The organism is Streptomyces sp. NPDC001156 (assembly GCF_053598275.1).
In genome coordinates, this window is record NZ_JBSFJX010000027.1 from 34,386 (window position 1) to 57,313 (window position 22,928).

Genomic DNA, 22,928 nt, shown 5'->3' on the forward strand with positions numbered 1-22,928 from the left:
GCCGGTCGCCCCGCGACCGGTCGGGTCACTGCTCGTCGAACGCCGCGTCCGGGCGGGCGTAGGTACGGCCCTTCCAGGCCGCGCCGCGCCCCCGGTAGTGCTGCACCGCCGAGTCGACGGTCATGAGCAGGTACAGCGACGCGGTGACCGGCAGCAGCACGGCGAGCCACGTCGGCTGGCGGTAGTAGCGCAGCATGGGCACGTACGTGGCTGTCATCACCAGTTTCGCGAGCCCGCCGATCACCACCGCCGCGACGTTCCCCGTGACGAGACCCGCGACCAGTGCGGCGGACGGCACCACATACACGACAATGAGGCCGAGCACGGTGCCGGCGAGCAGCAGCGGGTTGTGCCGCAGTTGGGCGTAGGCGCTGCGCGAGACCATCCGCCACAGGTCGTGCAACCGTGGATAGGGGCGCACGCTGTCGACGCGGTCCGCGAGCCCCAGCCAGATGTGGCCGCCGCTCTTCTTGACCGCCCGCGCGAGCGCCACATCGTCGATGACGGCCTGACGGATGGCGTCGGGAATGCGCGCCCGTTCGGCGGCCTCGGTGCGCAGCAGCACGCAACCGCCGGCCGCGGCAGCCGTGCGCGATCCCCGCACCGCGATCCAGCGGAAGGGATACAGCTGGGCGAAGAAATACACGAACGCGGGTACGACCAGCCGCTCCCACACGCTCTCCACCCGCAGCCGGGCCATCTGCGAGACGAGGTCGAAGCCTCCGGTGTGCGCCGCCGCGACCAGTTCCCGCAGGCTGTCGGGGGCGTGGGAGATGTCGGCGTCCGTCAGGAGCAGATACTCGGGGGCACGCGGCTGTGCGAGAGAGATCCCGTGACGCACCGCCCACAGCTTGCCGGTCCAGCCCGCGGGGGGCTCACCCGGGCAGGCGACGGTCAGCGGCAGTCCGCCGTGCCGCTCGGCCAGGTCCCGTGCCAGGTCCCCGGTGCCGTCCGAACTGCCGTCATCGATGAGGAAGACCTCGGCGCGACCGGGATAGTCCTGCACGAGCAGCGACGGAAGGCTGTGCGGCAGTACCGCGGACTCGTCCCGTGCCGGCACGACGACGCACACGGACGGCCACTGGCCGGGATCCGTCCGCGGCGGCAGCCTGACGTCCGTGCGCCAGAACAGGCCTTGAGCGAGCAACAGCCACAGCCAGGCGGCGAGCGATACCGCGGCGATCCACACGATGGCGTTCACGCGCGCAGTCTGCCCCACCCGGAGGGCCGATCGTGGCACATCGTCTATCGTGGCCGGGTGAAGATCGCGCTCATGGACTCCGGAATCGGCCTGCTCCCCGCCGCTGCCGCGGTACGGCGTCTGCGGCCCGACGCGGATCTCGTCCTGTCCTGGGACCCGGACGGAATGCCCTGGGGGCCGCGCACGCCGGAGGACATCACGGCGCGCGCCCTGGCCGTCGCCGAGGCCGCCGCGGCACACGACCCCGACGTCCTGATCGTCGCCTGCAACACGGCGTCCGTGCACTCCCTGCCCGCCCTGCGTGCCCGTTTCGAACCGGACCTGCCGATCATCGGCACGGTTCCGGCGATCAAGCCCGCCGCGGCGGGCGGCGGACCCATCGCGATCTGGGCCACGCCCGCCACCACGGGGAGCACCTACCAGCGCAATCTCATCCGGGACTTCGCCGATGGGGTGACTGTCACCGAGGTGCCGTGCCCCGGTCTCGCGGACGCCGTGCATCACGCCGACGACCCGGCGGTGGACGCCGCCATCGCGGCGGCCGCGGTGCTCACCCCCGAAGACGTCACCACCGTCGTTCTGGGCTGCACCAACTACGAACTGGTCGCCGACCGTATCCGCGAGGCCGTGCAGCAACCCGGCCTCGCGCCGCTCATCCTGCACGGAACGGCCGGGGCGGTGGCCGCCCAGGCGCTGCGCCGGATCGGAGCGGACGCGGTGGCGCCGCAGGATGCCGCCGAAGGCGGACTCGTGGTGCTGCTCAGCGGTCGCGAGGGTGTGCTGCCGCCCGAGGCGCTGGCCTACCCCGAGGGCCGGGCCCTCCAGGCGGTCAGCCCCGCACGCTGAGGCGCCGATCCACGCCCCGCGAGGCGGGCCTCAGAGTCGGTGACCCTACGCGACCCCGTGCCCGCGCTCCGGAAGCTGGGTACTCTCGATGCATGAGGGACCACGCCCAGCGCGACCCCGATATCTGGACCGGACGCGCGACCAACCGGGCCCAGTGGCTGCTGGCGCTCGGCGGTGCCGCGTGCATGGCACTCGGTATCGAACTGGCCGTCGACTCCGCGTGGACGTCCGGCGTCGCCCCGCTCGTCATGTCCGTCGTCGGCTGTATCGCGGCCGGACTGCTCGTCCTCTTCGGCACCCTGGCGTTCGTGCACGTCGCGGTGAAGGTCGACGGAGAGTGCCTCGAGGTGCGCTGCGGCCACATTGGCGTACCGCGCCGCCGCATCCCCCTCTCGCTCGTCGCCGGTGCCGAATTCGTCCCACGGGTCACACCACGCCAGTGGGGCGGCTGGGGCTATCGCTGGCGGCCGGAGAAGGGCACCGCGGTGGTCGTCCGGCGCGGTGAGGGCGTCGTGCTGCGCCTCTGGGACGGTCACACCTTCACGATCACCGTGGACAACGCCGAGTCGGCGGTACGGGTCATCCGGGCCCGGCTGCACTCGAGCCTGCCCGGTGCCACGCACTGACCTGCGCCCGCATGTGACGGCGCAGGCGGGGAACGGCTGACGGATCAGACGGCCGACGGATCAGACGGCTGACGCCCGGTCGAGCGGGTGTTTCGCGACTGACAGGCCCTTCCTCGCAACGCTGCCCCCTTTAGTCCGCCTCCTGCTCTGCCCGCTGCCCGTCCGTCAGTGGACGCACCGTCGCGATGCCCGCCAGCAGTCCCGCGCCCGCGGTGACTATGGTGAAGCTCAGCGCGTTGCCGACCGAGGCGATCACTGCCAGTGCCGTCAGAGCGGCGCCGGCCGTGAGTGCGATCGGCGTGGGCCGCTGAGTGCGCCACAGTGCGTACAGAACCCAGCAGAAGGCCGCCGCGAGCAGGGCCACGCCGACCACTCCCTGTTCCGCCGCCTGCTGCAATGCCGCCGAGTGGGGCTTGCCGTCGGGCATGAGGGACTGCGTGGCGGTGGGGCTCAGCTCCCCGAAGCGGCCTGGTCCCGCGCCGAACGCCGGATCCTGGTGGACCAGGGTGAGCGCTTCGCGCCAGAGCATGACCCGGTGCCCGCTGAGCTGTTCCTCCAGGAAGGCGCTCAGGCCGTCCGGCAGTACGTTCTCGGCGACTGCCCAGGTCGTCCCCGCCGCCAGGGCCGCGACGAGCGCGAGGGCGGCCAGCGCCGGGCCGCGGTGGCGCATCCGGCCTGCGGCGAGTGAGCAGAGCAGTACGCCGGCGCAGGCCAGGAGACCCGTCGTCGAGTCGAGCGCCGCCGCGGCCACCGTGATCCCCGCGGCCGCCAGGTGCAGCGCGAGTCGCTGTGCCGGAGTGCGGGCCGCCCAGGCGGCACAGCACGCCGCCCCTGAGGAGAGCGTGAGCAGTGCGGCGACCGCGCCGGTGTGTCCCAGTGGCGTCACGAACTGCGGGTTCGCCCTGACATACGGAGCGGCGACCGCGAGCCCGAGACCGGCCAGGGCGCCCGCGGTCGGCGCCGCGACGGGCAGAAGGGCCCCGACGATGCGCCCGGACGCATAGCCGGCGGCGACCGCGAGCACCGCGAGCAGATCGCCCTCAGGCCGGCCGCCATGCGCGGCGGCCGTGATCAGCGACCATGCCGCACAGGCGCCGAGCACCAGGACACCTGTCACATCCGAAACGTTTCGTCTGTCGTCGTCCGCGTCCGTGACCCCGGTCGCGGACGCCGTCCCCGTGGATCCCACCCCGCCGCCCCCCTGTGCCGGGCCCCGACCGACTCGGCCGGTTCGGGCCGGTCGCCGGAGGCTCGCGCACACGCTAACGGCTGATGCGCCGGTTTGTGGATGAGTTGCGCAGGAACCATGGAGCGGAACGTCCGGTCCAAGGGGCACAGGACCAGGCAGAACGGCCGGAGCGCGGGAGCGGATCGAACTGTCCGCGGTTCGGTCACGCGCCGTAGACTCCCCGGGTGACCGTCACCGCAACTTCCGTGGGCGAGCCGGAACGGCTCGAACCCCAGGCAGCGCCCGCACCCCGAGGTGTCCGCCGGGTTCGGCGCCTCGTCCCGGCCGCCGCCGCGGCCCTCTCCGGAGTGCTGCTCTACGTCAGCTTCCCGCCCCGGACCCTGTGGTGGCTCGCCCTCCCGGCCTTCGCCGTCTTCGGCTGGGCGCTGCGCGGCCGCACCTGGAAGGCCGGCCTCGGTCTCGGTTACCTGTTCGGTCTCGGTTTCCTGCTGCCGTTGCTCGTGTGGACCGGGGTCGAGGTCGGCCCCGGCCCGTGGATCGCCCTCGTCGCGGTGGAGGCGATCTTCATCGCGCTGGTGGGCGCGGGTGTCGCCCTGGTCTCCCGGCTGCCCGGCTGGCCGGTGTGGGCGGCGGCCGTGTGGATCTCCGGGGAGGCGGCACGCGCGCGTGCGCCGTTCGACGGCTTCCCCTGGGGGAAGATCGCCTTCGGCCAGGCCGACGGCGTCTTCCTGCCGCTCGCCGCGGTCGGCGGCACTCCCGTGCTCGGTTTCGCCGTCGTGCTGTGCGGCTTCGGGCTGTACGAGGTCGTGCGCGTCGTCGTGGACGCACGGCGCGCCGGCGGCGTACTGCGCCGCGGTGCGGCCGCTGTCGCGCTGATCGCCGTGGCCCTCCCGGTGGTGGGCGCCGTCGCCGCCCGCTCCCTGGTCAGCGACAAGGCCGAGAACGGCACGGCGACCGTCGCCGTCATCCAGGGCAATGTGCCGCGCTCCGGGCTCGAGTTCAACGCACAGCGGCGTGCCGTGCTCGACTACCACGTGCGGGAGACGGAGCGCCTGGCGGAGAGGGTCAGGGCGGGCAAGGTGCCGCAGCCGGACCTGGTGCTTTGGCCGGAGAACTCCTCCGACGTCGACCCGTTCGCCAACCCTGACGCCGCCGCCGTGATCCACGCCGCCGCGAAGGCCATCGGCGCACCCGTCTCGGTCGGTGGAGTCGTCGAGCGCGACGGCAAGCTCTACAACGAGCAGATCCTGTGGGACCCGGACAAGGGCCCGGTGGACACGTACGACAAGCGGCAGGTACAGCCGTTCGGCGAGTACCTCCCGCTGCGCTCGCTCCTCGGTGCCATCAACCAGAACTGGACGGCGATGGTGCGCCAGGACTTCAGCCGGGGGCACAAGCCGGGCGTGTTCACCATGGCGAACGCCAAGGTCGGGCTCGTCACCTGCTACGAGGCCGCCTTCGACTGGACCGTGCGCAGCACCGTCACGGACGGCGCCCAGCTGATCTCGGTGCCCAGTAACAACGCGACCTTCGACCGCAGCGAGATGACCTATCAGCAGCTGGCCATGTCCCGCGTCCGGGCCGTCGAGCACAGCCGGACCGTCACCGTGCCGGTGACCAGCGGCGTCAGCGCGATCATCATGCCGGACGGGAAGATCACCCAGCGGACCGGGATGTTCGTGGCGGACTCGCTCGTGCAGAAGGTGCCGCTGCGTTCCTCCTCGACACCCGCCACGCGGCTTGGCGCCCTGCCCGAGACACTGCTCGTCCTCGTCGCGGCCGGCGGGCTCGGCTGGGTCGTGGTGTCGGCCGTCCGTGGCCGCCGCGACCGCGACATTCGGGACGTCCGGGCCGACGCGCCGGGAGTAACGGAACCGGCCCGTTAGGGTCTGGCCATGGCTACTCCCGATTTCATCCGGACCATCCGTGCCGACGCCGGTCATCAGCTGCTCTGGCTCCCTGGCGTCACGGCCATCGTCTTCGACGACGACGGCAGGGTGCTGCTGGGGCGTCGCGCCGATACCGGAAGGTGGTCGGTGATCGGCGGCATTCCGGAGCCGGGAGAGCAGCCCGCGGCCTGCGCCGAGCGCGAGGTGTACGAGGAGACGGCGGTGCGCTGCGTCCCCGAACGGGTCGTGCTGGTGCAGGCTCTGGAGCCGGTGACGTACGCGAACGGTGACCGGTGCCAGTACATGGACATCACGTTCCGCTGCCGGGCCGTCGGCGGCGAGGCGCGTGTCAACGACGACGAGTCGCTGGACGTCGGCTGGTTCACAGTGGACGCGCTGCCGGAGCTGAACGAGTTCGGACTGCTTCGGATCAAGCAGGCGCTGTCGGATGCACCCACATGGTTCAGCCCCACCAATTCCTTGTGAAGTATGGGTGGTGACCATATGGGGTGGGGGAGTGGCGGTGTCTAGGGTCGATCCATGACCGCGCCCCACTTCACCACCCTCGACCTCCGCGGACGCACCGCCCTCGTCACCGGTGCCGCCAGCGGCATCGGCCGCGCCTGTGTGCTGCGGCTGGCCGCCGCCGGGGCCAAGGTGAGAGCGGTCGACCGGGACGCCGCCGGACTCGACGACCTCAGCGGCGCCGCCCACGGCCTCCCAGGCGGCGTGGAACCGCAGGTCCTCGACCTGACCGACCTGGACGCGGCCGAAGTCGTCGCGGCCGGCACCGATGTCCTCGTCAACAACGCGGGACTGCAGCTGGTCCGCCCGCTGGAGGAGTTCCCGCCCGACGTCTTCCACACGGTGCTGACGGTCATGCTGGAGGCTCCGTTCCGGCTCATCCGCGGGGCGCTGCCCCATATGTACGGACAGGGCTGGGGCCGCATCGTCAACATCTCGTCGGTCCACGGACTGCGCGCCTCGGCGTTCAAGTCCGCGTACGTCTCCGCCAAACACGGACTCGAAGGGCTCTCGAAGACAGCCGCGCTGGAAGGCGCCCCCCATGGAGTCACCTCGAACTGTGTGAACCCGGCGTACGTGCGCACGCCCCTCGTCGAGAAACAGCTCGCGGACCAGGCCCGGGCGCACGGAATCCCCGAACAGCGCGTGCTGTCCGAGGTGCTGCTCCAGGACAGCGCCCTCAAGCGGCTGATCGAGCCGGAGGAGGTCGCCGAGGCGGTGGCCTATCTGTGCAGCCCACCGGCCTCCTTCGTGACCGGCACGTCCATGGTCCTCGACGGCGGCTGGACGGCGCACTGAGCGGGGGCATGCCAGAAGTTGTCCACAGGGCAGGTCGGGGCGGGCCGACTGTGGTCCATCCTGGGGGCATGTCTCGCGATCACGTACAGTCCCCGGAGCGCCCCGGCACCTGTGCCGAGGCGCCGTTCCTGGAGCTTCTGGCCCGGGGCGCGTCGGCCGACGCGTACGAGCAGCCGTCGCTGCTCGCACGCGCCGAGGGCCTGCCCGCGGAGCGGGTCGAGGCGCTGGAGCAGGCCAAGCGGCTGGCACTGCGCGTCCGCGCGGAGATGGAGGGCAGACGCCGCCGTGAGGCGGAGCTGTCCGCACTCTTCGAGACCGCCCACGACCTGGCGGGGCCGAGGGACGTCGACGGCGTCCTCCAAGCGATCGTGCAGCGCGCCAGGTCCCTGCTGAGCACCGATGTCGCCTATCTGACGCTGCACGACGAGAAGGCGGGCGACACGTATATGAGGGTCACCGAGGGCTCGGTCGCCGCGTGCTTTCAGCAGCTGAGGCTCGGCATGGGGGAGGGGCTCGGCGGGCTGGTCGCCCAGACCGCCCGTCCCTATGTCACGCCGGACTACTTCAACGACGGCCGCTTCCAGCACACGCGGACCATCGACGGCGGCGTGAGCGACGAGGGGCTCGTGGCGATCCTGGGCGTCCCCCTGATGATCGGCCCCCAGGTGATCGGCGTGCTGTTCGCCGCCGACCGGCGTGCCCGGGTCTTCGAGCGCGAGGAGATCGCGCTCCTCGGCTCGTTCGCCGCGCTGGCCGCCGCGGCGATCGACACGGCGAATCTGCTCACCGAGACACGGTCGGCCCTGGACCGGCTCGCCCGTGCCCACGAGATCATCCGCGACCGCAGCGCGGCCATCGAGCGCGCCTCGGACGTCCACGACCGGCTCGCCGAGCTCGTGCTGCGCGGCGGCGGCGTCCACGACGTGGCAGCGGCCGTCTCCCAGGTGCTCGCCGGCACGGTCGAGTTCGGCGAGGCGGGCGCCGCCCCCACCGTCGCTCTCGAGGTCTCCCGCGCCGAGGGCCACGCCGTGCGGCATGGGGACGACTGGATCGCCGCCGTCGCGGCCGGCGGGGAGCTGCTCGGCGCGCTCGTCCTGCGCGGGCATCCGCTGCTCGATCCCGTCGACCAGCGCACCCTGGAGCGTGCCGCGATGGTCACCTCCCTGCTGCTGCTCGCCCGCCGCTCGGCCGCCGAGGCCGAGCAGCGCGTGCGCGGTGAGCTGCTGGACGACCTCCTCGACGCCCGCGACCGCGACCCACGGGTGCTGCGCGAGCGCGCGGCACGGCTGCGCGCCGACCTCGACGCCACCCATGTGGTGCTCGCCGCCCGCCTCGACGGCGCGCCGGCCGACGCCGACCAGGAAGCGGCCGCTCGCCGCCGTCTGTGGTCCGCCGCGTCCCACCTGGCGGCCACCCGGCAGGGACTGGCCGCCGCCCGTGACGGCGGTACGGTCCTGCTGCTGCCGCTGGAGCCGGGCGACACGGCGACGGACGTCGCCCGCCGCACCGCCGGACAACTGGGCACGGCGGTCCACGGGAAGGTCACCGTCGGCGCGTCCGCACCCCTGGAGGGCCTGGCCGGCCGCCCCGAACTGGTGGCTGCGGCCTACGCGGAGGGGCAGCGCTGTCTAGACGCGCTCCGCCTGCTGGGCCGCGCCGGGGACGGGGCCGCCGCCGAGGACTTCGGCTTCCTGGGGCTGCTGCTCGCCGGGGACAGGGACATCGCAAGCTATGTCGAACGCACGATCGGTGCGGTGGTCGCCTACGACGAGCGGCGCGGCACCGACCTCGTGCGCACCCTCGACGCGTACTTCGCGTGCGGGATGAGCCCGGCGCGCACCAAGGACGAACTGCACGTCCATGTGAACACGGTGGCGCAACGTCTGGAGCGGGTGTGCCGGCTCCTGGGCGACGACTGGCAGAGCCCGGCCCGCGCCCTGGAGATACAACTGGCCCTGCGGCTGCACCGGTTGTCACTGTCCCCCGCCGCCCGCTGACCCGAGCGCCCGTCCCCGCCGTTCAGGGCGCGGCCCGTGTGCGGTCCCGGCGCCCAGGGCTGGGGCAGCCGACGCGGAACGGCCCCGCACGCGCAGGCGCACGGGGCCGGCTCACGAGCTGGAGGTCAGGCGGTACGCGCATCCTCCGCAGGTGCCTCCACGGGCTCAGCTCCGGCCGCGGAGTCGACGCGGGCCAGATCGCGGTTCCGCGTCTCCTTCGCGACGCCCACGGCGATCAGGGTGAGCACCGAAGCCGCTATGACGTACAGCGCGATCCAAGTGGAGCTGCCGTAGTCGGACAGCAGCGCGGTCGCGATGAGCGGCGCCGGCGCACCGGCCGCCACCGAGGCGAACTGGGCGCCGATGGACGCGCCCGAGTAGCGCATACGGGTCGCGAACATCTCCGAGAAGAAGGCCGCCTGGGGCGCGTACATCGCTCCGTGCAGCACCAGGCCGACCGTCACCGCGATGACCAGATTCCCGAAGCCACCCGTGTCGATCAGCGAGAAGAAGGGGAACATCCACAGGCCGATCCCGGCCGCGCCCAGCAGATAGACGGGCCGACGGCCGATCCGGTCCGAGAGCGCGCCCCAGGCCGGGATGACGGCGAAGTGCACGGCGGAGGCGATGAGGACGGCGTTGAGCGCCGTCTGCTTGGAGACACCGGCCGACGTGGTGGCGTACACGAGGATGAACGCGGTGATCACGTAGTAGCTGATGTTCTCCGCCATACGTGCGCCCATGGCGATGAGCACGTCCTTCCAGTGATGGCGCAGCACGGCGAGGAGCGGCAGCTTCTCCGTACTTCCCTCGCCGGCCGCCTTACGGGCCTCGGCCTGCGCCAGCGCCTGCTGAAACAGAGGCGATTCATCGACAGACAGGCGAATCCACAAACCGATGATCACCAGCACACCGGAGAGGAGGAACGGAATGCGCCATCCCCAGGAGCCGAACGCGCTGTCGGAGAGCTCGGCGGTCAGCAGCGACAGCACACCTGTGGCGAGAAGCTGCCCGGCCGGGGCGCCGGTCTGCGGCCAGGAGGCCCAGAAACCGCGCCGACGCTTGTCACCGTGCTCCGACACCAGCAGGACGGCGCCGCCCCACTCGCCGCCGAGCGCGAAACCCTGCACCAGGCGCAGTGCCGTGAGCAGAACGGGCGCGGCGCTGCCGACCGTGGCGTGCGTCGGCAGCAGTCCGATGGCGAAGGTCGCCCCGCCCATCAGCAGCAGGCTCAGCACCAGCAGCTTCTTGCGCCCGAGCCGGTCGCCGTAGTGCCCGAAGACCAGGGCGCCGAGCGGACGGGCGGCGAAGCCCACCGCGTACGTCAGGAACGACAGCAGGGTGCCGACCAGCGGGTCGGAGTCGGGGAAGAAGAGCTTGTTGAAGACCAGCGCGGCCGCGGACCCGTAGAGGAAGAAGTCGTACCACTCGATGGTGGTGCCGATGAGGCTGGCGGCGACGATGCGCTTCAGGTTGGCGGTTGTTGGGGGAGCGGATGCTGCGGAGGCCATGTGCGCCACTTCCTCGTGTGCGGTGGGGACGGGTACGTGTCGGCACACCGTAGGAAGTTGCAGGTCAGGCGCACATGTGGCGGGACTACATAGTTCGAGGATGGTCTATCCATGCAGCCCCTATGCCGACCCCCTTACCGGGCCGCTCCGAAGTCCTGGGTCCAGTAGCTGTTGGGCTGCGCCAGACCGACGCCGATCTCCTTGAACGAGCAATTGAGGATGTTGGCCTTGTGACCCGGGCTGGACATCCACCCCGCCATGACCTCCTCGGGCGTGGCGTAGCCGTAGGCGACGTTCTCGCCGTAGGTGCTCCAGTTGTAGCCGGCGCGCGTGATCCGATCGCCCGGGGAAGACCCGTCCGACCCGGTGTGCGACATGTTGCCGTGGGCCGCCATGTCCTCGCTGTGTGCCTGGGCCACCTTGGTCAGGGTCGCGTTCAGGGTCAACGCCGAGCAGCCGACCTTGCTGCGCTCGGCGTTGACGAGTGCCACGATGCGGGCGACGGTCGCGGGCGCCGTGGCGGTCGCTGCCGGGGTGCTCGACGGCGTGGGGGTCGCTGCCGGGGCGGCGGTGGTCTTCGGAGCGGAAGGGGCGGTGGTCCTCGGCGCGGGGGCCACGGTCTTCCTAGGGTGCGTGGGCGCGGTGGCCTTGCGCTGCGGAGCGGTGGTCCTGGGGGCGGGCGCAGTGGCGGTCGGAGTGTTCGACGCCGCCACGGTGGGCTGGCTGTGCCCGTCGGCTGTCCAGTCGTGGTACCAGTCGGAGTCGTTCCACCAGCCCTTGACCTCGGCCCGCTGCTTCGGGGCGCTGGAGACCTGGTGTCCTCCGCCGTTCCCCCAGTCGGCGCAGGCCACCGCGACGGACGGCACCCCCACGGCGGCTATGGCGGCCGCGGCGATGGCTATCCGCCGGAGACGCTTCTCTTTGCGATGCTTGCTCATGCGTGACCTCACTCGGTAGTCGCCGAGCGCCCCTTGTGCGGCTGGCTCTGCGCAGACTCCGCTGACGAACTGCGGAGACGTAGTCCGGGGTCGCCATTCTTAGGACCGGTTCACACCGAGCGCAAAGGGCCTTCCCGCCCCCTTCCACTACCTCGCTTCGTAGGCTCGGGCGGGCCTTGTCGCGCTGCGGGAGCATGCTGGCGGGCTCGTCCGGACGCATCGAAACCCTGTCGGCCCGTCAGAAGTCGTTGGGCGACGACCACGAGGGAGAGTGCCGTCGCGCCGGGACCACCCCGAGCCCGGCGCGACGGGTCGTAACGCCAAGCCGGACAAATCCCATATGTCGTCGGGGGTGCGTCTACTACCCGGCACCCCTAGTTCCCGAAGTGGTGTGGCGGATATCACGGAACGGCACCCTCCGGTTCCTGCCGGGCGCGGGCGGGAGGGGGTCCGGGGGGAGAGCGTCACGTGTGCGTGTTTGAAGGCTCCCCTCCCTAAGGGAGGGGATTGTCCACCCTCCAGGGCTGAGCGGGGATTTACGGCTCAGGCAGCCTCTCGGTCCACCGGACCAGGAGGTCTTACGCCCTCGACACCGTCCGGGTTCCAACCTGCCCGGACCAGCATCACGCGGGCGGAGTTCTTGTCCCTGGGGGACACGGCTGCGCACACGGTGCAGGTATACGTTCTCATCGAGAGAGGGAGTGCGTGCTTGGTTCTCGCTCCGCACGTTGCGCAGTCCATCGTGGTGTGCGCCGGGTGCACGAGACGGACCTCTCGCGCGTGCTTGGCGCCCATCTCGATCAGGGCGCGCTTGGTCGCTGCGATGGCGGCATCGGCCGCCTTGCGGGCCATCGTGGTCTTCGCGAGGAATTTCGGCCGGAAGTCCTCCACCGCAACCCCGTCGTGGCCGCGCATCACGGACTTGGCCCACTTGCGGCCGGTGTCCTCACGCTGCCTCGCGATCTTCTTGTGCAGCTTCGCGGCCTGCGCCTGCGCCTTCCGGTAGCCGGCGGATGCGGGCTGCCCCTTCGGACGGCGCCGCCGGGCCATCATCCGCTGGTACCTCGCGAGCCGCTGCGCGGCCCGCTTGCCGTACTCGCCATGCGGAAGGTCGTAGGCGTCGTCCGTGGTGGTAGCGGTCTCCTTCACACCCCAGTCCACCCCGAGCACGCGCCCCGTGGGGGCGAGCGGTTCGCTGTGCGTGGCGGCGACGAAGGACGCGTACCAATGTCCGAGCGTGTCCCGGTACACGCGCACACTCGACGGGTCCGCGGGCAGCTCCCGCGACCACACCACGCTCACCACGATCCCGCCCGCCAGGTGCAGACGACCGTCCTTGATGCGGAAGCCGCGCCGGGTGTAGTTCAGGCTCGGCCGCGCCTCCCGCTTCTTCTTCCACCTGGGCATCCCCGCCCGGCGATGCATCGGAACCCGGTCCCTGAGGTCCTTCAGGGCCTTGGCGCGGGATGTGGCGAAGTCGCGTATCACCTGCTGCTGAGGCACGCTCGCGCCCTCAGCCAGCCACGGCATCCCCCTGCGGGCCTCGGTCAGCATCTTGTCGAGCTGCGCCGGGCCACACGTCAGCTTCTCGCCTGTTGCCCTGGCCTGCTGATACGCGGCCTTCGACTTGGCCACGCATTCGTTCCAGATCCACCGGCAGCGATCCCACTCGGCTTCGAGCTGACGCCTGGCCGTCGCGGACAGGCGCACACGGAAGGTGTACCGGGCATGCCCGGTGTCCTTCGTGGCCGCTGCTGTCGTCATGCATCCGAACCTATCCGGGAGGACTGACAGTCGAGAGTTCTCGATCATCGTGGGCGACATCACCGCCGTGCGGGGTGGACGCCGGATCGCCCTGGCGGCGATCCGGCTATCCCTGCCCTGCTCCGCAGGAGTCCGATTCCTCCCCGGCCTGAAGGCCGGGGCATCCTCGGAGGAACCCGGTGAAGCCCCGGCGCCCGGGTGATTCGACTTCCCGTCTGACGACCGAGGGCTACGTGCACTCGTTCTTTCATCGTGACGAACGGACCGCCGGGAGCAGTACGTGCTCCTCAGCGGATGCGCGGCACTCTCGACATGCGAGCGGAATCTCAAGGTCGACAAGACCCGGCAGGCGCCCTGACACGCCACTAGACTTGAACCTTTCGTTTGCTTGTGGCTCTCGTGTTTATGGGACTAGGTTGAGCGTCATGACCGCATCCCAGCCCCCGACCACCGCCGAGGAGCTGCGCGGTGCCGGCCTGCGGGTGACAGCGGCCCGTGTCGCGCTGCTCGAGACCGTCCGGGACGGCGACCACCTCGGCGTCGAGGCCATCGCCTCCGGGGTGCGCGATCGTGTGGGCCACATCTCGCTTCAAGCCGTCTATGAGGCCCTCCACGCGCTCACCGCCGCGCGACTCGTCCGCCGGATCGAACCGGCCGGGAGCCCGCCGCGGTTCGAGGGACGCGTCGGAGACAACCACCACCACGTCATGTGCCGGTCGTGCGGTCTCGTCGCCGACGTGGACTGCGCCGTCGGCGAGGCGCCCTGCCTGACCGCGTCCGACGACCACGGCTTCTCGATCGACGAGGCTGAGGTCATCTACTGGGGCCTGTGCCCCGACTGTTCCACCGCCCGCAATTCAGCACCGTGATCCGCCCAGCTCGGAAGGATTTCCATGTCTGAGAACCACGACGCCATCGTCACCGACGCGAAGACGGGGGACGGAGGTGGCTGCCCGGTCGCGCACGGGCGCGCCCTGCACCCGACCCAGGGCGGTGGAAACCGCCAGTGGTGGCCGGAGCGGCTCAACCTGAAGATCCTCGCCAAGAACCCGGCCGTGGCCAACCCCCTCGGGGAGGAGTTCGACTACGCCGAGGCCTTCCAGACCCTGGACCTCCCGGCTGTGAAGCGGGACATCGCGGAGGTGCTGACGACCTCGCAGGACTGGTGGCCCGCCGACTTCGGCAACTACGGCCCGTTCATGATCCGGATGGCCTGGCACAGCGCGGGCACCTACCGCATCAGTGACGGCCGCGGTGGCGCCGGTGCCGGTCAGCAGCGCTTCGCTCCCCTCAACAGCTGGCCGGACAACGGGAACCTGGACAAGGCCCGCCGTCTGCTGTGGCCGGTCAAGAAGAAGTACGGCAAGAGCCTGTCCTGGGCCGATCTCCTGATCCTCACCGGCAACGTCGCGCTGGAGTCGATGGGTTTCGAGACCTTCGGTTTCGCCGGCGGCCGTGCGGACGTCTGGGAGTCGGAGGAGGACGTCTACTGGGGTCCCGAGACCACCTGGCTCGGCGACGAGCGCTACACCGGCGACCGTGAGCTGGAGAACCCCCTCGGCGCCGTCCAGATGGGCCTCATCTACGTCAACCCGGAGGGCCCCAACGGCACCCCGGACCCGATCGCCGCGGCCCGCGACATCCGTGAGACGTTCCGCCGGATGGCGATGAACGACGAGGAGACGGTCGCCCTGATCGCGGGTGGTCACACCTTTGGCAAGACCCACGGCGCGGGCCCGGCGGACAACGTCGGCCCCGACCCGGAGGCCGCCTCCATCGAGGAGCAGGGCCTGGGCTGGCGGAGCACGTACGGCACCGGAAAGGGCGCCGACGCCATCACCTCCGGTCTGGAGGTCACCTGGACCACCACGCCCACCCAGTGGAGCAACGGCTTCTTCGACAACCTCTTCGGCTACGAGTGGGAGCTCACCGAGAGCCCGGCCGGCGCCAAGCAGTGGAAGCCGAAGGACGGCGCGGGCGAGGGCACGGTGCCGCACGCCCACGACGCCGCCAAGAAGATCGCGCCGTCGATGCTCACCACGGACCTGGCGCTGCGCTTCGACCCGATCTACGAGCCGATCTCCCGCCGCTTCCACGAGAACCCTCAGGAGTTCGCGGACGCCTTCGCCCGTGCCTGGTACAAGCTGACCCACCGCGACATGGGCCCGAAGTCGCTGTACCTGGGGCCGGAGGTCCCGGCGGAGACCCTGCTGTGGCAGGACCCGCTGCCGGAGGCCGAGGGTGAGGCCCTGGACGCCGCGGACATCGCGGCCCTCAAGGCCAAGCTCCTCGACTCGGGGCTGACCGTCGCGCAGCTGGTGTCCACCGCCTGGGCGTCGGCCTCCACCTTCCGTGGCAGCGACAAGCGGGGCGGCGCCAACGGTGCGCGCATCCGTCTGGAGCCGCAGCGCGGCTGGGAGGTCAACGACCCCGACGGTCTGGCGCAGGTGCTGCGCACCCTGGAGGGCATCCAGCGGGAGTTCAACTCCGGTGCCAAGAAGGTCTCCCTGGCCGACTTGATCGTCCTCGGCGGTGGCGCGGCGATCGAGAAGGCCGCCAAGGACGCCGGGCACGAGATCGAGGTGCCGTTCGCCCCGGGCCGTGTCGACGCGACCGACGAGCACACCGACGCGGAGTCCTTCGCCGCCCTCGAGCCGACCGTGGACGGGTTCCGCAACTACCTCGGCAAGGGCAACCGGCTTCCGGCCGAGTACCTGCTGCTCGACCGGGCGAACCTGCTGACCCTGAGCGCCCCCGAGATGACCGTCCTCGTCGGCGGCCTGCGTGTCCTGGGCGCGAACCACCAGCAGTCGCAGCACGGCGTCCTCACCGAGACCCCCGGGGCCCTGACGAACGACTTCTTCGTCAACCTGCTCGACCTGGGTACGACCTGGTCGTCGGCGAACGGCGACGGGAACACCTTCGAGGGCCGCGACGCCGCCACCGGCGAGGTCAAGTGGACCGGCACCCGTGCCGACCTCGTCTTCGGCTCGAACTCCGAGCTGCGCGCGCTCGCGGAGGTCTACGCGAGCGACGACGCGAAGGAGAAGTTCGTGGCCGACTTCGTCGCCGCGTGGGTCAAGGTCATGAACCTCGACCGGTTCGACCTCGTCTGACCGTACCGGCCATGACGTCCGGGCCGGCCGGCCCGGACGTGCCCGGTCCTGACGAAGGCCCCACCCGCTTGGGTGGGGCCTTCGTCCTTGTCAGACCGCCGGCGCCGGGTACGTCGGGTACTCCACCCCGGAGACGTGCTGGACGACGCGGATGACCTGGCAGGAGTAGCCGAACTCGTTGTCGTACCAGAGGTAGAGGATCGCGTTGTCGCCCTCCACCTTGAGAGCGCCCGCGTCCACGATCGAGGCGTGGCGGGAGCCGATGAAGTCGCTGGAGACCGCGTCGGGAGCGCTGATGAAGTCGATCTGGCGGCGCAGCGGCGAGGTCAGCGAGACCTCACGGAGGTGGTCGAGGACCTCCTGGCGGGTCGTCTCGCGCGCAAGCTGCAGGTTGAGGATGGCGATCGAGACGTCCGGCACGGGGACGCGGATGGAGCTGCCGGTGATCTTCGCTTTGAGGTCGGGCAGCGCCTTGGCGACGGCGGAGGCGGCGCCTGTCTCGGTGATGACCATGTTGAGCGGCGCGGAGCGGCCGCGGCGTTCCGACTTGTGGTAGTTGTCCAGCAGGTTCTGGTCGTTGGTGAACGAGTGGACGGTCTCCACGTGCCCGCGCAGCACGCCGTACTCGTCGTCCATCGCCTTCAGCGGCGGGACGATCGCGTTGGTGGTGCAGGACGCGCAGGACAGGATCCGCTCGTCCGGCTTGACCATGTCGTGGTTGACGCCGTGCACGATGTTGGGCACGTCGCCCTTGCCGGGCGCGGTCAGCACGACCTTGTCGATACCGGGACGCAGATGCTGCGACAGGCCCTCGCGGTCGCGCCACTTACCGGTGTTGTCGATGAGGATGGCGTCCTTGATGCCGTACGCCGTGTAGTCGACCTCGGCCGGGTCGGCGGCGTGGATCACCCTGATCGCGTTGCCGTTGGCGATGATCGTGCTGTTTGCCTCGTCCACGGTGATCGTGCCCTGGAACTGGCCGTGGATCGAGTCGCGGCGCAGCAGCGAGGCCCGCTTGACGAGGTCCTCGCCGGCCCGGTCGCCGCCGCCGCGCACGACGATGGCACGCAGCCGCAGACCGTTGCCGGAACCGGCCTTCTCGATCAGCAGACGCGCGACGAGGCGGCCGATGCGGCCGAAGCCGTACAGGACGACGTCGCGTCCCTCGCCGCGCTCGAGCTTGTTGGCACCGCTGGCGCCCGCGACGGCCTTGGCGGTGAACTCCGCGACGGACAGACCGCGGTCGTCGGCCTTGTAGGTGGCGGCGAGCATGCCGATGTCGATCTGGGAAGGGCCGAGGTCGAGCGTGCTCAGAGCCTGCAGGAACGGCAGCGTCTCGGTGACCGAGAGCTCCTCACCGGCGATCTGCCGGGCGAATCGGTGGGTCTTGAGGATGCTGACCACCGACTTGTTCACCAAGGAGCGGCTGTGCAGCAGGACGGTGACGTCCCGCTCGCGGTGCAGCTTCCCGATGATCGGGATCATCGACTCCGCGATCTCCTCGCGGATCTTCCAGTTGGTGAACGAGTCGTCATTGACAGTCACAGGTTTATCTTTCGAGCTAGGCGGTGCTCATATGGTAGCCGCCCCGCTTTTTCGATCTTCAGATGGTGTCCCCAGTTGATCAGTGGCCAGGTGCCCGCGCGCTTCCGGGGGCGTTCGTCGATGTCCAGGGAACCGGTCTCGGCGAGCAACAGGCCTCGCGGCGCAAGGTGCTGGGCGCGCCGCCCTCCGCACCATCCCCCTGAGGCTGCCGCGTCGAGGTGACCCTGCCCGCGGCCGAGGGACGACGCGTTCCGCCCGCCACCGGTCCGGGGTGCCTACCCGCGAAGTCCCGCCCGCGCGAACTCGCGCATGCCCTCCTCGAATCCGACCGACGGCTTCCAGCCCAGCTCGGCGCGCAGGCGCGAGGAGTCCGCGGTGATGTGGCGTACGTCGCCCAGCCGGTATTCGCCGGTGACCACCGGCTCCGGACCTCCGTGGGCGGCGGACAGGGTCCGCGCCATCTCCCCGACGGTGTGCGGCTTGCCGCTGCCGGTGTTGTACGCCGTGAGCACACCCCCGGGCGCGTCCGCCTCCAGCGCCGCCACGTTGGCCGCCGCCACGTCCCGTACATGCACGAAGTCGCGCCGCTGGCGGCCGTCCTCGAAGACGCGCGGCGCCTCGCCGCGGGCCAGCGCGGAGCGGAAGAAGGAGGCGACGCCCGCGTAGGGGGTGTCGCGGGGCATCCGGGGGCCGTACACGTTGTGGTAGCGCAGCGACACCGCGGAGCCGCCTGTGGACCGGGCCCAGGCGGCCGCCAGATGCTCCTGGGCGAGCTTGGTGGTCGCGTACACGTTCCGTGGGTCGGCCGGGGCATCCTCCGTGACCAGCCCGGGGGACAACTCCTGTCCGCACGCCGGGCACAGGGGCTCGAAGCGCCCGGCCGCGAGGTCGGCGACGGCCCGCGGGCCCGGCCGCACCGCCCCGTGCCGCGGACACTCGTAGCGCCCCTCGCCGTAGACGACCATCGACCCGGCCAGCACGAGACGCCGTACGCCCGCGTCCGCCATCGCCGTCAGCAGCACCGCCGTGCCCAGGTCGTTGCTGGAGACGTAATCGGCCGCGTCGGCGATTCCGTTGCCGATGCCGACCAGGGCCGCCTGATGGCAGACGGCGTCGACGCCGGGCAGGGCACGGGCGACGGCGTCCGCGTTCCGCACGTCGGCGCCCGTGCCCTCCCGCACGTCGAAGACCACCGGCTCGTGGCCGCCCGCCCGGAGCGCCTCGACGACATGGGACCCGATGAAACCGGCACCGCCGGTGACCAGTACACGCATACGCCCACGCTAGGTCGGTCGCGGTGCCGGAACCCCCGTGCCGCCCACCACGTCACCGCTCCGTAAGACCGAGCGGTGCGGACGCGGTCGCCGTTCGGATGCGGCCGGCGCGCCTCTTGGTTTGGTGAGGTGAACAGCCGGCCCGTGGCTGGCCGGGATCTTGGGCCGCGCGGCCGTCCTGCCAGCAGACTTTCTGCCGGCCCCCGGCAGCGGGAACGACTCGGCCAGGAGGGCTCACTCCGTCGGCTCGGCACTCCGAGCCCACCGGGAGGCTGCGATGTCCGATGCGCACGACGTCGGGGCGAAGGCGCGCATCGCCGAGCGCCGGGCCCGGACGGACTACACCGGCGGTGTCTACGGATCCCTGCTCGCCGCCTCCGTGGTGGTGGGTGTCGGCGCGGCCGGCTCGTTTCCCCGCGTCGAAGTGGTGGTGCTGCTGCTGAGCACCGGCGTGGTGTTCTGGATCGCCCATGTGCACGCCCAGTTGTTCGGTGCCCGTCTGGCGCAGCGGGCCCTGAACCGCCGCGTGGTACTGCACGTCTGCCGTGACGAGTGGCCGATCGTCAAGGCCGCCGTCCCGCCGGCCGTCGCCGTGGCCGTCGGCCCGCTGCTGGGTATGGACGCACAGGGCGGATTCTGGCTCGCACTCGCCGTCGCCGTGGCCGGACAGGTGGGGTGGTCGGCGGCCGCGGCACGCCGTGCGGGCGCCTCGTGGCCCCTCGTGGTCGTCAGCGCCGCGGTCAATCTCGTGCTCGGTCCGCTGATCATCGTGTTCAAGTTGGTCCTCAAGGAGTGAGGGGCCGGGACCGGACCAGCGGCGGCCCACGACCTCACCCGTCAGGGGTGATCTGACCCTCGACTCCGAGCGGGACTCTGATCTGTACGGGTCCCGGCCGCCGTCCTGTCGGCGCTTCTCCGGTGACCTGCACCGATCGCGCGAGGAGCAGCCATGACCGTATCGCGGGGTCCAGCGGCGCGAAGCGCGCACGAGCACCTTTCCGGCGACTCCGTCACGGGGGACGACTCCGCGGGACTGTCGGCCAGGCTGGCCTCCTCGTGGACGCTGATCCTCGGCTCGGCGCTCGCGACCCTGATACCGGGCATCCTGGTGCTGGTCTGGCCGCACGAGACCCTGCACGTCCTGGCGGTCCTCATCGGGCTGTACCTTCTGGTCACCGGGGCGTTCCGGTTCGTCGGGGCCTTCTCACGGGCGGAGCACGACGAGCGGCTGCCGCGCCTGCTCGTGGCGTTGCTGCTCGTCCTGGCCGGGGTGCTGTGCCTGAGGCACCCGTTGCAGACCATCGCCGCGCTCTCGCTCGTCGTCGAGGCCGTGTGGCTCGTATCGGGCATGCTCACCGCCTACACGGCCTTCGCCGACCGCGACCTGCCGCACCGGGCCTTCGTCCTCGGTGCGGGCGCCCTCGGCATGGTCGCCGGGCTCGTGGTGCTGGCCCTGCCGGCCCCGTCGGCGGTCGTCCTGACCCGGCTGCTGGGCCTGTGGCTGGTGCTGCTCGGACTGGCGGAGCTGATCGTCGCTCTTGCCTGGCGGGACGCACTCCGCAAGGCGGGCGTCACCGGCCGATCCCGTTGAGTGCCGCCTGCGATGTGCTGAGCCGTGGCCCGGGAATCCAAGGCCGGCTGCGTTCCTGGTGGCCGTCGCGGGTCTGGCCCTCGGCGAAGCCGTCGCGTCCTCGTCCTGGTACCGGCAGAAAGCCGGTCCGCCCAGTGGCCCGACGCGCGAACGGTGAACGCCCGCCTCGCGGGCCGCCCGAAGGGCCGGCCAGGAACACCAGGCTCACCCCCGCCGGGTGAGGCCGCAGCCGCGCGCCGCGCGCAGCGTGGAGTCGGCAGCCGTCGGGCGGAAGCCCGGAACGGAGGAGCGAAATGGGCGAGCAGACCTACCTTGCCTACGACTACCCACTGCTGAGCGCCTTCTGGACGATGCTGTGGTTCTTCCTGCTGGTCATGTGGTTCGTGCTGCTCTTCCGGGTGGTCGTCGACATCTTCCGCGACGACTCCTTGGGCGGCTGGGCCAAGACCGGCTGGCTGGCCTTCGTGATCGTGCTGCCGTTCCTCGGCGTCTTCGTCTACGTCGCCGCCCGCGGCAAGGACATGGGCCGCCGCGAACTGGCACAGAGGCGTGCCCAGCAGGAGGCCCTGAACTCCTACATCCGTGAGACGGCGACCGGGCGGGGCAGCCCGAGCAGTACGGAGGAACTGGTCAAGCTCTCGGAGATGCGGGGCCGCGGCGACATCACGGACGAGGAGTTCCGCAGGGCGAAGGAACTGGTCCTGTCGGGCCACGGGCCGTCGGGTTCGCTGACCGTGTCGCCTCAGGTCCCGGGATCGGCCAGGCCGTGACCGCACAGGCCGGCTCCTGCCTGGGGGACGCGTCGCACGGCGCGGCACTACGGGGCGCCGGCCGTGCTTGACACGCGGCGGGGACCGGCGAGCAGATCGGCCCGGTGACCCACGAGACCGGTCGCGCGACGGACGGGAACCTCTGGTTCCCGCCCGAGCCGGCAGGCGGACGACCTTGGCCGGGCCCGGTCAGGCGCTGCGCGGCCGGCGGGCGGTCTTCTTCGTCGTGGTCTTCTTCGCCGTCTCCTTCGCCGTCTCCTTCGCGGTCTTCCGGCCGGCGGTCTTCTCGGCGGGCGCCTTCTTCGCCGCGACCCTGGCGGCGGCCTTCTTCTTCGGGAGTTCGTGCACCTCGGCCCGCGTGTCCTCGCCGCGGGACGCCCTGGCCTGCGCCACTGACGCCTGGAGCGCGGACATCAGGTCCAGCACCTTGCCGGGCTCGGCCTCCGGCTCTGGTGCCTCGGGCGGTGCCTGGCCCTCCCGCTTCGCTTCGATCACCTGCTCGAGCGCCTCGGTGTAGCGATCGGCGAAGTCGGGACCTTCGAGGTCGTCGCGGGTCATGCGCTCGATCAGGTACTCGGCCTCGGTGATCTCGTCCTCGGACAGCCGCACCTCCGGCGGCACCAGCTCAGAGGGGTCGCGGACCTCGTCCGGCCAGCGCATCGCGTGCAGTACGAGCGCCTCGTCCCGCACCCGCAGCAGACCGAGCCGCTCCCTGCCGTGCCAGGCGAACTTGGCCACCGCGACCTTCGACGTCCTCGCAAGCGCCTTGCGCAGCAGGGCGTACGGCTTCTCGGCGACCGTGCCGGAGGCCTGGAGGTAGTAGCCCTCGCCGATGCGGAGCGGATCGATCGACTCGGCCGGCACGAACCCCTCGATCTCGATGGCCCTCGCGGTCGGCAGAGGCAGCGCCCGCAGTTCCTCGTCAAGCACCGGGACGACCTGGTCCCGGGAGATCTCGTAGGCCTTGCCGATCTCCTCCTGCGAGACCTCCCGATCCTCGACCTCGCAGTATTTCCGAACGCGAACGCGGCCCATGTCGCTCAGGTGGTACTGGTGGAACCGGACGCTGTGGTCCTCGGTGGCCGGGACCACGTCGATCGGAATCGTGACCAGACCGAAGCTGATCGCTCCCGACCAGATGCTCCGGGGCATCGCGGACCTCCTGACGTGCACCGAGACCACCCAGCCTACGGAGCGCCCCCGTGCACGGCATGGTGAAGGCGTCCACCGGGAGGAGGGCCGTCGGCCGCGGGCACGACGGGCCGGTCGGCCGCGGGCACGACGGGCCGATCGGCCGCCCGCGGTCCGTTTGCGCGGCAAACACTCGGTTAACCACGAGGGAACTCTT

At 71.1% G+C, this 22,928-nt stretch carries 19 protein-coding genes; 11 read left to right on the top strand and 8 right to left on the bottom strand.

From position 1 onward, the window contains the following. Window positions 1-25: 25 nt before the first annotated feature. Window positions 26-1,201, bottom strand: coding sequence for a glycosyltransferase (locus tag ACWDA7_RS16295; RefSeq protein WP_450604861.1), 1,176 nt, complete (start codon window positions 1,199-1,201; stop codon window positions 26-28). Between the two features lie 57 nt (window positions 1,202-1,258). Between ACWDA7_RS16295 and ACWDA7_RS16300 the strand changes: the two genes are divergently transcribed. Then, window positions 1,259-2,047, top strand: a complete 789-nt coding sequence (locus tag ACWDA7_RS16300; RefSeq protein WP_450604862.1) for a glutamate racemase — start codon at window positions 1,259-1,261, stop codon at window positions 2,045-2,047. 92 nt (window positions 2,048-2,139) lie between these two features. Continuing rightward, entirely contained in the window at window positions 2,140-2,673 is a 534-nt protein-coding gene (locus tag ACWDA7_RS16305; RefSeq protein WP_359396486.1) for a hypothetical protein, read from the top strand. Between the two features lie 130 nt (window positions 2,674-2,803). On the opposite strand, the gene ACWDA7_RS16310 is transcribed toward ACWDA7_RS16305, so the two are convergent. Continuing rightward, window positions 2,804-3,790: an O-antigen ligase family protein gene (locus tag ACWDA7_RS16310; RefSeq protein WP_450604865.1), complete on the bottom strand. Its 987-nt coding sequence runs from the start codon at window positions 3,788-3,790 to the stop codon at window positions 2,804-2,806. Between the two features lie 296 nt (window positions 3,791-4,086). On the opposite strand from ACWDA7_RS16310, the gene lnt reads away from it, so the two are divergent. From lnt to ACWDA7_RS16330, 4 genes are all read left to right on the top strand, one after another. Further along, window positions 4,087-5,748, top strand: coding sequence for an apolipoprotein N-acyltransferase (gene lnt / locus ACWDA7_RS16315; RefSeq protein ID WP_450604867.1), 1,662 nt, complete (start codon window positions 4,087-4,089; stop codon window positions 5,746-5,748). A gap of 9 nt (window positions 5,749-5,757) precedes the next feature. Further along, window positions 5,758-6,237 (top strand): NUDIX hydrolase, encoded by a 480-nt coding sequence (locus tag ACWDA7_RS16320; RefSeq protein WP_450604869.1) that lies wholly within the window; start codon window positions 5,758-5,760, stop codon window positions 6,235-6,237. 54 nt (window positions 6,238-6,291) lie between these two features. Next, entirely contained in the window at window positions 6,292-7,074 is a 783-nt protein-coding gene (locus ACWDA7_RS16325) for a 3-hydroxybutyrate dehydrogenase (protein WP_450604871.1), read from the top strand. Between the two features lie 68 nt (window positions 7,075-7,142). Continuing rightward, on the top strand, window positions 7,143-9,071 hold the full coding sequence (locus ACWDA7_RS16330) for a helix-turn-helix domain-containing protein (protein WP_450604873.1): 1,929 nt from the start codon (window positions 7,143-7,145) through the stop codon (window positions 9,069-9,071). Between the two features lie 125 nt (window positions 9,072-9,196). Here ACWDA7_RS16330 and ACWDA7_RS16335 read toward each other — a convergent pair whose 3' ends face one another. From ACWDA7_RS16335 to ACWDA7_RS16345, 3 genes are all read right to left on the bottom strand, one after another. Beyond that, the gene (locus ACWDA7_RS16335) at window positions 9,197-10,582 is read right to left on the bottom strand and encodes an MFS transporter (RefSeq protein ID WP_450604875.1); all 1,386 of its coding nucleotides are present in this window, start codon (window positions 10,580-10,582) and stop codon (window positions 9,197-9,199) included. 134 nt (window positions 10,583-10,716) lie between these two features. Beyond that, window positions 10,717-11,520: a CAP domain-containing protein gene (locus ACWDA7_RS16340; RefSeq protein WP_450604876.1), complete on the bottom strand. Its 804-nt coding sequence runs from the start codon at window positions 11,518-11,520 to the stop codon at window positions 10,717-10,719. 543 nt (window positions 11,521-12,063) lie between these two features. Then, entirely contained in the window at window positions 12,064-13,284 is a 1,221-nt protein-coding gene (locus ACWDA7_RS16345) for an RNA-guided endonuclease InsQ/TnpB family protein (protein WP_450604877.1), read from the bottom strand. A 425-nt stretch (window positions 13,285-13,709) separates the two neighbouring features. On the opposite strand from ACWDA7_RS16345, the gene ACWDA7_RS16350 reads away from it, so the two are divergent. Beyond that, a complete protein-coding gene (locus ACWDA7_RS16350; protein ID WP_359396469.1) occupies window positions 13,710-14,153 on the top strand; it encodes a Fur family transcriptional regulator in 444 nt (147 codons plus the stop codon). A gap of 24 nt (window positions 14,154-14,177) precedes the next feature. Continuing rightward, window positions 14,178-16,400, top strand: coding sequence for a catalase/peroxidase HPI (katG, locus tag ACWDA7_RS16355; RefSeq protein ID WP_450604879.1), 2,223 nt, complete (start codon window positions 14,178-14,180; stop codon window positions 16,398-16,400). Between the two features lie 90 nt (window positions 16,401-16,490). Here katG and ACWDA7_RS16360 read toward each other — a convergent pair whose 3' ends face one another. Continuing rightward, window positions 16,491-17,945: a glyceraldehyde-3-phosphate dehydrogenase gene (locus ACWDA7_RS16360; RefSeq protein ID WP_450604881.1), complete on the bottom strand. Its 1,455-nt coding sequence runs from the start codon at window positions 17,943-17,945 to the stop codon at window positions 16,491-16,493. Between the two features lie 275 nt (window positions 17,946-18,220). Then, window positions 18,221-19,219, bottom strand: coding sequence for an NAD-dependent epimerase/dehydratase family protein (locus ACWDA7_RS16365; protein ID WP_450604882.1), 999 nt, complete (start codon window positions 19,217-19,219; stop codon window positions 18,221-18,223). Between the two features lie 277 nt (window positions 19,220-19,496). Here ACWDA7_RS16365 and ACWDA7_RS16370 point away from each other — a divergent pair, with 277 nt between their 5' ends. The 3 genes from ACWDA7_RS16370 to ACWDA7_RS16380 all read left to right on the top strand — a co-directional run bounded on the left by ACWDA7_RS16370 (window position 19,497) and on the right by ACWDA7_RS16380 (window position 21,580). Beyond that, on the top strand, window positions 19,497-20,015 hold the full coding sequence (locus ACWDA7_RS16370; protein ID WP_450604883.1) for a hypothetical protein: 519 nt from the start codon (window positions 19,497-19,499) through the stop codon (window positions 20,013-20,015). A gap of 153 nt (window positions 20,016-20,168) precedes the next feature. Continuing rightward, entirely contained in the window at window positions 20,169-20,810 is a 642-nt protein-coding gene (locus tag ACWDA7_RS16375; protein WP_450604884.1) for an HdeD family acid-resistance protein, read from the top strand. Between the two features lie 293 nt (window positions 20,811-21,103). Beyond that, a complete protein-coding gene (locus ACWDA7_RS16380) occupies window positions 21,104-21,580 on the top strand; it encodes an SHOCT domain-containing protein (RefSeq protein ID WP_450604885.1) in 477 nt (158 codons plus the stop codon). A gap of 189 nt (window positions 21,581-21,769) precedes the next feature. Here the strand turns inward: ACWDA7_RS16380 and ku are convergent, their stop codons facing one another. Next, window positions 21,770-22,732 (bottom strand): non-homologous end joining protein Ku, encoded by a 963-nt coding sequence (gene ku / locus ACWDA7_RS16385; RefSeq protein WP_450604886.1) that lies wholly within the window; start codon window positions 22,730-22,732, stop codon window positions 21,770-21,772. Window positions 22,733-22,928 lie beyond the last annotated feature (196 nt).